The organism is Ruegeria sp. HKCCD8929 (assembly GCF_013031405.1).
Lineage (GTDB): Bacteria > Pseudomonadota > Alphaproteobacteria > Rhodobacterales > Rhodobacteraceae > Ruegeria.
Genome location: NZ_WPZY01000004.1, coordinates 288,526 through 303,178, shown reverse-complemented (window position 1 = coordinate 303,178; position 14,653 = coordinate 288,526). Strand labels below are relative to the sequence as shown.

Sequence of the window (14,653 nt, the reverse complement as noted above, 5' to 3'; positions counted from 1 at the left end):
GGTTCTGCCACAGGGTCGCACGGGTGGCCAGTCAAGAACGCGATCTAGCCACCAAGGAGGCCCGAAAAGAAGTCCGAGAAACTGTGCAGCAAGGCCATGATGACGAGCACGCCAAGCAGAGCCAGAAACGCCCAGGCAAAGAACTGGAACAGGATCGCTCCCGTGCCGATCACGATGCCAGCTATCGCAGGGCGCATCTTTTCGTGGCGCAGCAGACCTACGGCAGACAGAATGATCGCGATCCCTCCCAGCATAGAGACGCCGATGCGTAAATAGTCGTCCGTGTCCCGAGCCTGGGTGACCGGTTCCGGCTGTTCCAAACCGGCGGCAGCCCGCAGGGTGGATTTCCCGATCTCGGCAGCAAGTTCCCCAAGAGAGACGCCCGTGGACTGTTGCGGCGCAAACGGCCCGGCCCAGAACACGAACAAGGCAGCCATCAGGGCGATCGAACCCACGATGAACCCTAGCCAACCGAAAACGGGGCTCTGGATGTCCTTGGCGGAAATGTCAGTCATCGCGCTCTCCCACGCCGTTGCGCGGCGTCGGTACCATCAAAACGCGGCGAGACTTTGGCGTTATGATCTGCCGAACAGAGCTCAGGCCTGCTCGGTGCCCTTCAGTACATATTTGCAGTCGCAATACGGACACTCGACCCAGCCCTGATCCTCAGGGATCTGCAACCACACGCGCGGATGTCCCAACGCCCCTTCGCCGCCGTCACAGGCGACGCGGGTTGTCTCGACGATCTTGGTTTCCGGCGCTTCGATGGTCATCGCTGGCGATCCTTCTTGAGTTGTCGGCCTCGCGGGCATGCAGTAGGTGCGTTTATGAGCGATGAGTTGAGCAGGGGCAAGAGCCGCAGATGACCGATGATGCGATCCGGATCGAGGGGCTGACGAAAACCTATCGCGGCACCCGTGGCCAGCCCGACAAACAGGCGCTGAAGGGGATTGATCTGACGGTGCCGCGCGGCTCGGTCTTTGGCCTGCTGGGGCCGAACGGGGCGGGCAAATCGACCCTGATCAACATTCTGGCCGGGCTTGTGGTCAAGACCAGCGGCAAGGTGACGATCTGGGGTTTCGACCAGGACGCCAATCCGCGCCAGTCCCGCGCCTCGATCGGGGTGATGCCGCAGGAGCTGAACCTCGATCCGTTTTTTACTCCGCGCGGCGCTTTGGAGGTGCAGGCGGGGCTTTATGGCGTGCCCAAATCCCAACGCCGCAGCGATGAGATTCTCGACATGATCGGCCTTTCGGACAAGGCCGAGGCCTATGCACGCACCCTCTCGGGCGGGATGCGACGGCGGCTGTTGCTGGGCAAGGCGCTGGTGCACCGCCCGCATGTGCTGGTGCTGGACGAGCCTACGGCGGGTGTGGATATCGAGCTGCGCCAGATGCTCTGGGCCAATGTGCGCAAGCTGAATGCGCAAGGTATGACCATCATCCTGACCACCCACTACCTGGAAGAGGCGCAGGAGATGTGCAACGAGATCGCCATCATCAATCATGGTGAGCTGGTTGCGCAGGACAGCACCGCCAACCTGCTGGGGCGGCTCGATGCGCGTGCGATGGTGATCGTGCCGGACGCCCCGGTGGCAACCCTGCCGCAAGCCGACGGGATCGAGGCGCATGTGCGCGACGATGGCGCGCTGACCCTTCAGTATCACAGCCAGCACACCAGCGCCGAACAGGTGCTTGAAGCGGTGCGCGCCGCAGGCATCCGTATCCGCGACGTCAAGACTGAGGAAGCGGACCTTGAGGATGTCTTTCTGGCGCTGACCGCCGGGCGGTGACAAGAACTTTGGAAAATTCTTGGCGCGAGGTGAAGAGGGCAGCGCCAAAGACCTGATCGCGGCCTTCGCTCAGTTCTGATCCCTATCTATTCGCGCCTGATAGCAGTTGTTGCGGGATGACCGCACATGGATATAGGCCACATCATCGCGCGCAAAAATCCGGGCCACGGCAACACTGATCTCGTCAGTCGGTGTCACGGTGCCGGTGCCGTACACAATCCGGTCATCCCGCCCGTAGCCCTTGATCAGGTAGTCCGGAGAATTGACCAGCGCCTCCGGCATTTCGCCGCCTTCTTCATGCCGCGCGCAAGGCTTGGCACACAGAAAGATCGGGCCGGTTTCGGCATATGGATGTGTCTCTGAAAAGGGCCGATGAGCCAGTATCAGCATCTCCTCACCTTCCGGGATGTAACGCAGGCAATGACGACAGGGATTACCGCCCCCATCCGACACGGCGCGTTCGGGCGCGTTGCCATAGGCGTCGGGCTGACCAGCCTGATAGGCGCGAACTTCATCAGTGGGCAGGGCGGTGATCCTGAACATGTGCTGTCTCCTTTTCTGCCTCCGACCATGCGCCACCCGGCACGTGGAAACGACCCGTTTCCTGCGCAATGACGGGAAAGACTCGAAAAAGAACAAAACGTGAATATAATAGGGAATCGCCATGTATGCCGAATTGTCGATAACCTCGAACTTCACCTTCCTCACCGGGGCCTCGCACCCCGAGGAATACATGGCGCGCGCCGTCACGCTGGGCCTACCCGCCATCGCCATTGCCGACGACAATTCGGTGGCCGGGATCGTGCGCGCCCATACCGAGGCGCGCGAGATCGCCCGCAAGGTGCGTGAGCGTCAGGCGTGGGAGGCACAGAACACCCCCATCGGCCCGCCGCGTCCCGACCACATCCCGAAACCGCCCTCATACCCGATCTACGACATCCCCCGGCTGATCCCGGCGGCCAGACTGATCTTCACCGACGCACCCCCCGTCACCGCGCTGCCGCTGAACCGGCAAGGCTGGGCCAGCCTCTGCCGCCTGCTCTCCACCGGACGGCTGCGCGCCGAAAAAGGCGACTGCATCCTCCACCTGTCCGACCTCGAGGAATTCTCCGACGGCCTCCACCTGCTGCTCTGGCCACAGGCGCCAACCTCTCAGGGCGGCGCGGGTGAGTGGGTGCCACATGCGGAACGGCTGGCGCGCCGCTTTGCCGGGCGGATGCATCTGCTGCTCAGCCCCCGTTACGATGGCGCGGACACTGCTTATTTTGCTGAATTAGAGACTGAATCACAAAAACTCGACCTCCCCATAATCGCCAGCGCCGCGCCGCTGATGCATCACGGGCGCCGCCGTAAACTGGCCGATGTGGTGAGTGCCATCCGCCTGCGCTGCAAGGTTGACGAACTGGGCCGCAACGCGCTGGTCAATGGCGAACAACGCCTGCGTTCCGAGGATGAGATGCTGCGCATCTTCAAGGGGTTCGAAGGGGCCGTGACCGAGGCGTACAGATTAAGCGAGCAACTCACCTTCTCCCTCGACGAGCTGCGTTATGAATACCCCGATGAGGGCAGCGAACACGAAACCCCGGCCCAGCGCCTGCACCGCCTGGCGCATGAGGGGCTCGACTGGCGCTATCCGGCAGGCGCGCCGGACAAGGCCAAACAGATGCTGGCGCATGAGCTTGCCCTGATCGGCAAGCTGAAATACGAGCCCTATTTCCTGACCGTCCGCGACATCGTCAACTTCGCCCGGTCACGCCACATCCTGTGTCAGGGGCGCGGCTCGGCGGCCAATTCGGTGGTCTGTTTCTGCCTCGGTATCACCGAGGTCTCCCCTGAAATGGGCACCATGGTGTTCGAACGCTTCGTCTCCGAGGCGCGCGACGAGCCGCCCGATATCGACGTCGATTTCGAACACGAACGGCGCGAAGAGGTGATCCAGTGGATCTACCAGCGCTATGGCCGCGAACGCGCGGGCATCTGCGCCACGGTCATCCATTATCGCGGCAAGCGCGCCATCCGCGAGGTGGGCCGCGCCATGGGACTGACCGAGGACACGATCTCGGGGCTCAGTTCCCAGCTCTGGGGGTTCTTCTCTGCCGAAGGGCTTGAGGCGCAGAGGATGCGCGAGATCGGCCTCGACCCCGAGGATCGCCGCCTGCAACAGACCATGGCACTGGTTTACGAGATTGTGGGCTTTCCCCGCCACCTGTCCCAGCATGTGGGCGGCTTCATCATCACCGAGGGGCGGCTGGACGAGCTGGTTCCCATCGAAAACGCCACCATGGAGGACCGCACGGTCATCTGCTGGGACAAGGACGATATCGACAGCCTGGGTATCCTCAAGGTCGACGTGCTGAGCCTTGGCATGCTCACCTGCATCCGCAAGGCGTTCGACCTAATCGGGCAGCACCACCAGACCCAATACACGCTGGCAACGCTGCCGCCCGAGGACCCCAAGGTCTATGACATGCTCTGCGTGGCCGACAGTATCGGCGTGTTTCAGGTGGAAAGCCGGGCGCAAATGAACTTTCTGCCCCGGATGAAGCCGCGCAAATTCTATGATCTTGTCATCGAGGTCGCCATCATCCGCCCCGGCCCCATTCAGGGCGACATGGTGCACCCCTATATCCGGCGGCGGAATGGGGAAGAGCCGGTTGTTTTCCCTTCGGATGCGCTGGGCGAAGTGCTGGGCAAGACGATGGGGGTGCCGCTGTTTCAGGAACAGGCGATGCAGATCGCCATCGTCGGTGCCGGGTTCACGCCGGAACAGGCCGACCGGCTGCGCCGCTCGCTGGCGACCTTCAAGAAACACGGCAATGTCAGCGAATTCCGCTCGCTCTTCCTGCGCGGCATGGCGCGGAACGGATATGAACAGGACTTTGCCGAGCGCTGTTTTTCCCAGATCGAGGGCTTTGGCTCTTACGGCTTTCCCGAAAGCCACGCCGCCTCTTTCGCGCTGCTGGTCTATGCCAGCGCCTGGATCAAGTGCCACCACCCGGGCATCTTCGCCTGCGCGCTGCTGAACGCGCAGCCGATGGGCTTCTACGCGCCCGCCCAGATCGTGCGCGATGCGCGCGAGCATGGGGTCGAGGTGCGCCCGGTCTGCATCAACTCCAGCTATTGGGACAACGTGATGGAGCCTGACGGGCGCGGCGGTCTGGCGTTGCGGCTGGGGTTCCGGCAGATCAAGGGGGTCTGCGAAGAGGATGCCGAATGGCTGACCGCCGCGCGCGGCAATGGCTACCACGAGGTCGAGGATATCTGGCGCCGTGCCGGTCTGGGCCCGTCGGTGATCGAGCGGCTGGCCGAGGCGGATGTCTTCGCCGGTTGCGGCCTGACCCGGCGCGAGGCGCTATGGCATGCCAAGGCGATTGCCAGCACCAAACCCCTGCCGCTTTTCGCGCAAGACCTTGAGGGCGAGGTTCTGGACGAACCGGCAGCTTACCTGCCGCAGATGGCGTTGGGCGAGCAGGTGGTCGAGGATTACGTGGCCATGCGCCTCAGCCTCAAGGCGCATCCGGTGGCCTTGCTCCGGCATCTGCTGACGCCGGTGCAATACGCGCGCGCAGAGGATGCGATGGAAGGCACCACGCCCTAGTTCCGCCGCAGCAGGAACAATCCCCCTTCGATATCGCTGACCAGGATCGTCCCCGACGGCAGATAGGGGTATGTACCCCAGGCACCGTTAAAAACCGCATCATCGACCGGGTCCTCGATATAAGTGTCGAACAGCGCCGCCTCTTCGGGGTTCAAGGCCTCGATATTCTGCGGATCGGAAATGTCGAGCACCGTCAGGCCCCGGCGGTAGTTCGAGATGTAATATTCATTGCCCAGCGTAAAGCCATTGTGGTCGATGGCACCGGTCGGGCCGGTCCATGTCGCCGTGATGCTCGGGTTTTCCAGATCCCGCAGGTCCAGCACCCGGACGGTCGTGTTCAGCTGAAGGTCCTGCTCGTCAAGCTCATCCTGAATCAGGACGAAATTCTTGTCCTCGGTCCACCAGCCAGAGTGGATATAGACCTTGTCCGGATAGGTAATCGTGCTCAGCAGCCGGGCATTGCCCTTGTTCGTCACGTCCCAGATATCGACGGCATCCTCGGAATAGTCGATCAGGATCTCGCAGGGCTGACCCGAACAGACATTGGCGCGGTCGTCGTCGATGCTCATCGTGGTTGCGTCATGGGAATAGGTCGCGTCCGACGGCGGTGACTGCACCAGAACCGGATTGACCGGATCGCTCACATCCAGAACGAAGAACGCCCCGATGGTGGACGGATCACCGAAATCCGAGCCCAGAATGTAGACGAACGGCGTCAATCCGGGCAGCGCCGCGCCGGTGGAATAGTCGACATTCGAGATGTAGACGTTATGCGCGACATCAACCAGATCGAGTGTGGCGGCCTGAGTGATCCGGTCCGGAAGCTCGGTCAGGTCGATGATGACGATGCCGTGCGTCTGTGCGGCGCGATCGTCGGCTGTCACATAGGCATAGGCCTTCCACCGGTTTTCGGCATCGTCGAAGAACTGATAGACCTTGATGTCCCGCCAGATGGTGGGCAGGCCCGGGATGGTCCCGATCTCCTTGGGCTGTTCCGGATCCGTGACGTCCACAACCGCAGTACCGTTTTGCAGCCCGATGATCGCATATTCCCGGTTGTCGTTCAGATCGACAAATCCCCAGATATCATTCGCTTCGCCGGGGCTGGATGAAAACGCGCCCAGCGGCATCTGGGCAATGCGGTCGATTCCCTTGCAGGGGTGCCCGTCCGCCATCCCCGATTCACAAGGCGCGGGCCCCTTGAGGGCAGCGTCACGTGCCGCTGGAGCAATGGTCCGGTGCTTGCGGTCCTGCTGCAGCCGGATACCGCTGCCGGCAAGCGCGGCCCGATCCGAAACCGACGGCCCGGTAACAACGGTTGCCAGTGCCGCCACATTGGGCGCCCTGGCCGTCGCGGCAAAATTGCTGGCCCGGGCGAAACCGCCCGCGATCTGCACTTGACGCTCATTGGCCTGTGCCAAGGTCTCGGAATCAAGGTCGAAATAGCCTTCGCTGACCCGGATCTCCTGACCTTCCGCCGCTTGTGACACGGCATAAGCAATTGTCTGGCACGGATCGTCGGGGTTCGTGCAATCGCCGGTATCGGCACCCCCTTCCGAGACATAGCCGGTTTGTTCGCCCGCCTGTTCGGCCTGCGCCAGTATGATCTCGCCCTGCGCCAGTTCGGACGGATCGTCCGGCACCAGAAGGAACCCGTTCTCAGCCAACCGCGACCGGTACGCAGTATCAGGGCCGACCAGAACCGTGACCCGGTGATCGTTCGTCCGGTTCTCGAATTTCTGCTCGGGATCGAACCCGCCGCGAATGCGGATGACGCTGCCGAGAAGCTTCAGCGCCTCTTCACGCCGCTCGGTCGGAAAGCGGAACATACCATGCGCCACACGGATCTCGTCACCTTTTTCGGCCTTCGACAGGGCATAGGAAATGGTGCCGCAGGGTTTCTCGGGGTTGATGCATTTGCCTTCGTCAACACCCCCTTGGGCCACGAAAAGGCTGGGATATCCGTCGCCATGTGACAGGGCCACACTCGGGTGCAATGCGGCCACAAGCACGGTGGCCAGCGCGGTTGAGAGGATCGGTTTCAAGGCCGTCATTGTGATAACTCCCTAATTGGGAAGAACAGCGCAGGCGATTTTCTCGCCGCCCCCTCTGGGCAAGCGCAGGTCTTCGCTGGCTTCCGGATGAGCGTGCAGAACCACGGAGCGGCCCCGGAACTGGTCCAGTTGCAGCCGATAGCTGAGAATCCGTGAATCTGTCACGCCATGTTCGTCTGTGTAGACCGCAGGCAGATCACCCAGCGGTCGTGGTTTGCGTCCAGGCGGCGGCGGATCGGCGTCCGGCATTTCCATACCGTCCATGTTATGCGCCATTTCCATACCGCCGTCATTGTCGGCCATGTCCATGCCGTCGCCGGTCATTCCGGGCATGTCCGCCATGACGCCGGTCGGGTCGAAATGCATACCGGAAGCGGCGCCCGCGACCCACTTTCCATCCTGAAGCTCCCGTTCGCAGGACGGGTTTTGATGCACATGCATGGCGTGCCAGCCAGCCGGAAACTCGGACAGAACCACGCGAATCTCGACCGACCCGGCGCCTTGCCGGACCGACAGGGTTCCCAACCGGTCATGCACACCCTGCGCCGATATTCTGTGAATGGGCGCTTCGATGGTTTCTGCCGCGACCATGCAGGGCAGAGCGGTAAGGCATACAAGGGCAGTGTGCATGATTTTCATCTCGACACTCTCCGATCTAGCGGATCAATTCTTGGACACGGGCGTTTCCGCACCGCCCGCGGCGCCCGCCACCGATGTCGGCGCAACACACGCGCCGGACTGGTTCGGGTCACAGATATTGTATCTCTGGAAGCTTTCCAGAAAGACGCCCGCATGGATGTCACCGGGAAACAGGGCCTCGGCGGCCAGAACCGTCAGCATGGCGAGATCGGGCATCCGGGCGCCAGCCGAGGAAATGCCGAACATGCCTTCGATAATGATTGCATCCGCGTCATCCATCGGTTTCCCAGCGGCAACAAGCGCCAGTTGAGCCTGGAAGAGCGGTGAGCCCCAAAGCTCATCCGACACCGCGCCGCCGCCAATCCCGACATGATCGGGATAGGTGCGCCCCGGATCATAAACCGCTCCGGTCATGTTCACCGACCGGCCCGCCCAGCAGGTGCCGCCATCCCAGTTGAACACCCGGTCCAACTGAAAGTTTGCGCCGTCGGTCGCGCGCAGGCTCAGCGATGCGGCGAGGTAATCGCCGAACCCCTCGCCCATCGCGCCGGTATCACCACTGGTCCAGTTCGACCCCACGATATCCGCGTGGATGGCATGGCCGTATTCGTGCCAGATTACATCGGCATCCTCATTGTCGTCGACGCAGCCATGACCAAAGGCAAGCCGTCCCGAGCGGCCCGTCGTCAGATCAGGCACATGATAGGAGTTGTCGCCGCCATTTACGCCATTGGCATCGACCTCGATCGGCCTTGCGACGATATCGGTATAGCCCAGCGACCGCAGATACCGCTGCGCCTGGTCGATGTGATAATAAGTCATCGCATCGTTGAACCCGAGATCGCCGCGCAGGGCGGTCCAGATGCCGTCCGGCGTCGTTGTCGGATCGACAAACGGCCGGTCCCAGTCCACCACCTGAACCCAAGGGCCCTCAAGGTGGAAAGCACCATCGCGTTCCGTCAGCTCCATCAGTTCACGTTCCTGATAGGCGCCGTCAAACGCGCTTGCGTCGGAGGTATCGGTCAGGCTGGCATCCTGCAACGTGGTGATCGGATCAGGGTCAAACACCTGTGCCTTTCCGTTCGACACTGCTGCACTTGCCGCCACCGGCGCGGCCTCCATCACCGACAATCTCTGCTGCAAGGCACGCATCTCGTAGTCGCGGAACAGTTCCAGCCGATCCGCCGTCGTTTCGGTTGCCGCGCGTTTGTGCGCGTCGCCAAGATCCGTCGCCCGATTGCGCGCCTGTATCACCTCGCCGGTCCCGGCGTCGATCAGGTACTGCCAGTAGCCATAGGGCTCGCTCACCGCGATATTGGCCTCGTAGACCAGCCGAAAACCGCCATCCGAAGGAAGGTATTTCAGGCCGATCGTTGGCTGTTCCAGCACCGCAGCCCCGTCCACCACGCCAAGATCCTGCCACGCCGCGTCATAGGCGGCATCCTCGGCAATAGCCGGATCGGACGTCTTTTCGGCCACGGCGTCGCCCGCCACGGGGTGGATATTGTTCGACACCCGGGTCACGACACCATCGTTGCCCACCGACACGACGATCTCGCCGGTGACCACCTCAAGCCCGCCCAGAAATTGCCGGAACACATAGTGCTTGCCCAACCGGGATTGCTGTTTCCGGGTTAGCTGCAACTCTGCAGCAGTGCCGCTCAACCCGTAACGTTCTGAGTTCGCAGCCAGAAACTGCAGCACCGCAGCGCCTTCATCGACGCCAGCCAAGGTTTCCGCGCCGGTCATGGCGGCGGGAAGAGTGACGGCATTGCTGTCAATCAGATCGGACGTGATGACGTCCAGCCGGGGCGTCGTCCGTCCGTCGGTATGAAAGTTGCTCTCCTGCGCCGACGCATGCTGAAATGCAAAGCTTGCGAGTGTCACGGCGAGGATTTTCGTAGGCGTTCTTAGGAGAAGCATTGCGCCATTCCCCCTTAAAACAAGCTGTAACAAACCTTTGCCAGTGGCTCATCTTAACACGAATCAGCCTGCGGTTGAACGGCGGATGCCAGGGACTTCCCAGCCGCCGTCCTGAGAGGATGATGGCTCCAAATCCGTCTACGACCGCTGAACCGAAGCCCCCGCCAATTGCGATGTGTCGAGACCACCCAATCCATGCGCACAAAAAAAGGCCCCGCCGGGGCCTGATTTTTGTCGGGGTGATGTCAGATCAACTGCTGAATCCGCCGCTGCCCATCTCGAGCGTCCACCAGATCTTGCCGCTGTTTTCCTGAAACCACGAGAAACCCATCTGGTTCGCCTTGGGATCCATGATGACCGAGCGCGGGCCCGGAGAATCCATCCACGCGGCCAGTGTCTCCAGCTCGGTTTCGTAGGTTTCCGAGATCGCCTCTCCGACCAGTGTGCCCGTGTATCCGGCCCGTCTGACCCGATCCAGCGGTGACGAACCGTCGGAGCCGAAATGCCAGGGCCGGTTCTGCACCGACATGTCCCGGGCATGGGTTGCCGCTGCCGCATTCAGCCGCGCATCCAGCTGAACGGGCTGCAAACCCGAAGCCTGACGCAACGCATTGACCGAATCAAGCATCCGGAACTGCAGTTTGTCCGAGTTGCCGCGAATCTTGTAAGGCGTCGGCAAAGGTTTGCCATCCGCGCCCAGTGTCTGGGTGTTATTCGGTACGGTACATGCCGCAAGACCGACAAAACAAATGAGTAACAACGAAAGAATACGCGCCATGATCAGCCTGGTCCGATTGTATCGCACAGGGGAATAGCGTGGTGTGTCCGCATGAGCAAATGCCCAAATGCCACGAACCGCCGGAATCGGCCAGTTTGATTTGCGACTGCGGCTTTCTGGCAATAAACTGCCGAAGATTTCCATGAGTGAACACATAAAAGGTCCGCCCACATGGTCAAGAAACACACTCAATCCGCCACGCGCCGCAGTTTTCTGACCGGCGCTGCCGCCACATTGGCCACGCCGGCCATTGCACAATATATCCCCGGTGACCCGTTGCGCCCCGCGCCCGAGGCTGAACCGGCAGTCCGCCGCAACATCTCAAGTTTCCGGGCACTCGACTGGCGGCCTTATTTCTCGAATACGAAAAACGGCGCGATTCTGGTCGATACAGTCTCGCGGGCGCTGCATTACTGGTCTGCGGATCAGTCTGTCTACAAGCTCTACCCATCCTCGGTTCCGCTGACGGACGAGTTGACGCGCCGCGGACGCACCAGCGTTATCCGCAAGGTCGAGGGACCAAGCTGGTCGCCCACACCGTCCATGAAAAAGCGCAATCCGGAATGGCCGGATTATGTGCCGCCGGGTCCCGATAACCCGCTTGGTACCCATGCGCTTTACCTAAGCTGGAAGTATTACCGTATCCACGGCACCCATGACACCCGCAAGATCGGGCGCCGTTCGTCGAATGGTTGTATCGGACTCTATAACGAGCACATTGCCGAGCTTTTCGGTATGGCAAAGGTGGGAACGCAAGTGTTGCTAATTTGACGACATTTCCATTCGCTGATCCGTTGCGCCCGCAACTAGCGTTTGCAATCCCGCAACATTGCTGCTTAGAAAAAACCACGAGGTAAGTCTTGAGTGCGCGGTTCACGTATTGGGAATCGCGCAAATTCTGGAGGTTAATATGAAAAAACTCGTTCTCGCTGCTGCGCTGACCGCTGCTGCTTCGACCGCATCTGCGGGCAACCTGGAAGAGCCGATTGTTGAGGCACCGGTTGTTGTCGAAGAGACCCAGGGCTCGTCGCAAGGCATCCTGCTGCCCCTGATCCTGCTGGTCGTGGTGGCTGCTGCTGTTGCTGCAGGCTAAGTCGACGCAAGTCATCTAAGAAAAGGCGGTGGATTTCTCCACCGTCTTTTTTTGTGCCCGGAAGGTCGGCTGAATCAGTCCAGCCACCCCCTGAGGTTGTCCCGGATCACCTTGGCCAGTACCGCGATATGGGCGTCCTCGTCATTAAGGCAGGGGATATAGGTAAAGCTCTCACCCCCGGCCTCTTCAAAACTCTCACGAATCTCTTCGTTAATCTCTTCCAGCGTTTCGATGCAGTCTGCGGAAAAGGCTGGCGCCACAACGGCGATGTTCTTTTTTCCTTGCCGCGCCAGCTCGGCCACGTGATCGACGGTGTAGGGTTTCAACCATTCTTCAGGCCCGAACCGCGACTGGAAGGTCGAGACAATCCGGTCATCTCCCCAGCCCAACCGCTCTTTGAGCAGCCGTGCGGTCTTGGCACACTGGCAGTGATAGGGATCGCCCTGCGTCAGGTAGCGTTCGGGCATGCCATGGTATGAGCAGACGAGGATATCCGGCTCAGCTTCCATCTCTGCATAAGCCCGCTCGATCGACTGCGCCAGTGCGTCGATATAGGCGGGTTCGCCGAAATAGGCCGGAACCGTGCGCGCAGCGGGCTGCCAGACCTCCTCCATCAGCGCGCGAAAGAACTGGTCATTGGCCGTGGCCGTCGTAGCACCCGCATATTGCGGATAAAGCGGGAAAAACAGGATGCGATCGCACCCCTCGGCCACCATCTGCCGCACCTTGGATTTGGTCGACGGATTGCCGTAGCGCATACAGAAATCGACCAGCACCCGGTCCCCATACTGTTCCTGCATCGCCGCCGCCACTTTGGCGGTCTGATCCTTGCTGATGGTCATCAGCGGGCTTTCGCCCTTGTCATGGTTCCAGATCGACTTGTACGCCGTGCCCGAACTGAACGGCCGCTTGGTCAGGATGATCCCTTGCAGGATCGGCTGCCACTTCCACGCCGGATAGTCGATCACCCGCTTATCCGACAGAAACTCGTTCAGATAGCGCCGCATCGGCCAGTACGAGTAGTCGTCGGGCGTGCCCAGATTGGCCAGCAGGATGCCCACGCGGCCCGTCTTGATTTGCGGATGGTCGGCGGGGGCATGGGTGGGTCGGCTGGCGTCAAACATCACGGGCGTCCTGAATTGATCGGTTCCGCCCTGAGATAACGGGAATTCAGGCCCCGTCAATCGGACAGTTTGGTCTCATTCGTGCCCAGCGCCTCGGCCAGCCGCGCCTGGGCCGCGCCCGGACGCAGCGGTTTCGGCTGGCTTTCGTCCGGCGACCAGCCGGTCAGGCAGATCAGGTCAAACGTGGCACGCAGCTTTCCATCGGATGTCGCGTAGTTCTGGGCATAAAGCGCGCTGGCGCGATCGAACACCGCCCGCCGGGTCGGGTGCTTAAGCCGTGAAGACAGCACGTTGGTCTCGGCCATCGCCCGCAGGTCCCGCATCAGGTGCCGCAAATCGCGATATTCCGCAGTTAGAGCCACATTATCGGCCACCGGCAGCGCCAGTCCGGCCCGTTGTAGCAACGCGCCCAGATCGCGGATCTCACCCATCGGCGCGATCCGCGGGCTGAGCCCGCCCGTCACTTCGACCTCGGCCTGCCCCAGCACCGCCCGCAGCTCGTGCAGCGTCTCGCCGCCCAGGCACACCGCCAGCAACAAGCCATCCGGCCTCAGGGCTCGGCGGCACTGGATCAGCTGGCCCACCGGGTCGTTGGCCAAGTGCAGCGTCATGGCGTGGACCACCAGATCATGGGCGCCGGGCTCAAGCGCCAACACCTCATCATCCGCTACGATTGTCGCGCCGAGCAGAATCGCGTCCCAGACCTGCGGAAAGGGCGTGACCACTGCAGGCGCCGTAAACCCTCTCTTAACCATAGAGAGGCGATCCTGCACCTCGTCCACTGCGGCGCGGTGCAGGAACAGGGCCTCGTCCTGCACGCGGGCGCGGCGGGCGGCAAGGGTGGTGCGGTCGAACAGGGCCGGAATGTCGGACGCGGGCATCTTCATGAGGCGCAGTTAACGCATGTGGAACCGGATTCAAACCGCTGTCGAGCTGATCTATCCGCCGCGATGCTTGGGCTGCGGCGATCTGGTGACCTCGGATTTTGGTCTGTGCGGCCCGTGCTGGCGCGACACGCCCTTTATCGGCGGCACCATCTGCGAAAGCTGCGGCACGCCGCTGCCCGGCGACACGGATGGTCACCGAATCGAATGCGACGACTGCATGACCACCCCCCGCCCATGGAAAGATGGGCGCGCAGCGCTGCTATACACGGGCCGCGCCCGCCGAATGATTCTGGCGCTGAAACATGGCGACCGGCCGGAACTGGCCCGCCCGTCGGCGCTATGGATGGCGCAGGCGGGCGAGGATTTGCTGCGCCAGGGGATGCTGATCGCCCCTGTTCCTTTGCACTGGTCGCGGCTGGTCAAACGGCGCTACAACCAGTCCGCCCTGCTCGCCCAGCATCTGGGGCGCGAAACCGGTCTGGCGGTGTGCCCTGACCTGCTGATCCGGACGCAGCGCACGCCGGTTCTGGACGGCAAGACCACCACCGAGCGGGCCGAAACGTTATCGCAGGCCATCGCCCCGCACCCCAAGCGCCGCCACCGGATGGCGGCCCGCGATGTGCTGCTGGTGGACGACGTGATGACCTCGGGCGCGACTCTGGCGGCCTGCGCCCGTGCTTGCCTTGACGCAGGTGCAAATCATATTTTCGTGCTCACACTGGCGCGCGTTGCCAAGGATGCCTAGTTGCCCCTAGATTGCCAAAA

General features: G+C 61.8%; 14 protein-coding genes. 5 read left to right on the top strand and 9 right to left on the bottom strand.

Annotated elements, in window-relative coordinates; all coding sequences use genetic code 11:
• Positions 1-44: 44 nt before the first annotated feature.
• Positions 45-515 carry a hypothetical protein gene (locus tag GOX53_RS08615; protein WP_171175348.1) on the bottom strand — a complete coding sequence of 157 codons (471 nt, stop codon included), beginning with the start codon at positions 513-515 and terminating at the stop codon, positions 45-47.
• A gap of 81 nt (positions 516-596) precedes the next feature.
• Positions 597-773: a zinc-finger domain-containing protein gene (locus GOX53_RS08610; protein WP_171175347.1), complete on the bottom strand. Its 177-nt coding sequence runs from the start codon at positions 771-773 to the stop codon at positions 597-599.
• A gap of 89 nt (positions 774-862) precedes the next feature.
• Here GOX53_RS08610 and GOX53_RS08605 point away from each other — a divergent pair, with 89 nt between their 5' ends.
• Complete coding sequence (locus GOX53_RS08605; RefSeq protein ID WP_171175345.1) at positions 863-1,792, top strand: ABC transporter ATP-binding protein; 930 nt, start codon at positions 863-865, stop codon at positions 1,790-1,792.
• Positions 1,793-1,861: 69 nt separating this feature from the next.
• Here the strand turns inward: GOX53_RS08605 and GOX53_RS08600 are convergent, their stop codons facing one another.
• Positions 1,862-2,335, bottom strand: coding sequence for a DUF1203 domain-containing protein (locus GOX53_RS08600; protein WP_171175343.1), 474 nt, complete (start codon positions 2,333-2,335; stop codon positions 1,862-1,864).
• A gap of 121 nt (positions 2,336-2,456) precedes the next feature.
• Between GOX53_RS08600 and GOX53_RS08595 the strand changes: the two genes are divergently transcribed.
• Positions 2,457-5,390: an error-prone DNA polymerase gene (locus GOX53_RS08595; protein ID WP_171175341.1), complete on the top strand. Its 2,934-nt coding sequence runs from the start codon at positions 2,457-2,459 to the stop codon at positions 5,388-5,390.
• On the opposite strand, the gene GOX53_RS08590 is transcribed toward GOX53_RS08595, so the two are convergent.
• From GOX53_RS08590 to GOX53_RS08575, 4 genes are all read right to left on the bottom strand, one after another.
• Positions 5,387-7,444, bottom strand: coding sequence for a choice-of-anchor B family protein (locus tag GOX53_RS08590; RefSeq protein WP_171175339.1), 2,058 nt, complete (start codon positions 7,442-7,444; stop codon positions 5,387-5,389). The two genes, GOX53_RS08595 and GOX53_RS08590, sit on opposite strands and share 4 nt — an antisense overlap.
• A 12-nt stretch (positions 7,445-7,456) precedes the next feature.
• Positions 7,457-8,074, bottom strand: coding sequence for a superoxide dismutase family protein (locus tag GOX53_RS08585; RefSeq protein ID WP_171175338.1), 618 nt, complete (start codon positions 8,072-8,074; stop codon positions 7,457-7,459).
• Between the two features lie 33 nt (positions 8,075-8,107).
• Entirely contained in the window at positions 8,108-10,006 is a 1,899-nt protein-coding gene (locus GOX53_RS08580) for a M36 family metallopeptidase (RefSeq protein WP_171175336.1), read from the bottom strand.
• 250 nt (positions 10,007-10,256) lie between these two features.
• A complete protein-coding gene (locus GOX53_RS08575; RefSeq protein ID WP_371810268.1) occupies positions 10,257-10,928 on the bottom strand; it encodes a CAP domain-containing protein in 672 nt (223 codons plus the stop codon).
• Positions 10,929-10,955: 27 nt separating this feature from the next.
• Here GOX53_RS08575 and GOX53_RS08570 point away from each other — a divergent pair, with 27 nt between their 5' ends.
• Positions 10,956-11,555: a L,D-transpeptidase gene (locus GOX53_RS08570; protein WP_171175335.1), complete on the top strand. Its 600-nt coding sequence runs from the start codon at positions 10,956-10,958 to the stop codon at positions 11,553-11,555.
• A 139-nt stretch (positions 11,556-11,694) separates the two neighbouring features.
• Entirely contained in the window at positions 11,695-11,877 is a 183-nt protein-coding gene (locus GOX53_RS08565; protein WP_171175333.1) for a hypothetical protein, read from the top strand.
• Between the two features lie 74 nt (positions 11,878-11,951).
• Here GOX53_RS08565 and hemH read toward each other — a convergent pair whose 3' ends face one another.
• Entirely contained in the window at positions 11,952-13,001 is a 1,050-nt protein-coding gene (gene hemH / locus GOX53_RS08560) for a ferrochelatase (protein ID WP_171175331.1), read from the bottom strand.
• A gap of 56 nt (positions 13,002-13,057) precedes the next feature.
• Entirely contained in the window at positions 13,058-13,888 is an 831-nt protein-coding gene (locus tag GOX53_RS08555) for a class I SAM-dependent methyltransferase (protein WP_171175329.1), read from the bottom strand.
• 16 nt (positions 13,889-13,904) lie between these two features.
• Here GOX53_RS08555 and GOX53_RS08550 point away from each other — a divergent pair, with 16 nt between their 5' ends.
• Positions 13,905-14,633 (top strand): ComF family protein, encoded by a 729-nt coding sequence (locus GOX53_RS08550; RefSeq protein ID WP_171175327.1) that lies wholly within the window; start codon positions 13,905-13,907, stop codon positions 14,631-14,633.
• Positions 14,634-14,653: the final 20 nt, after the last annotated feature.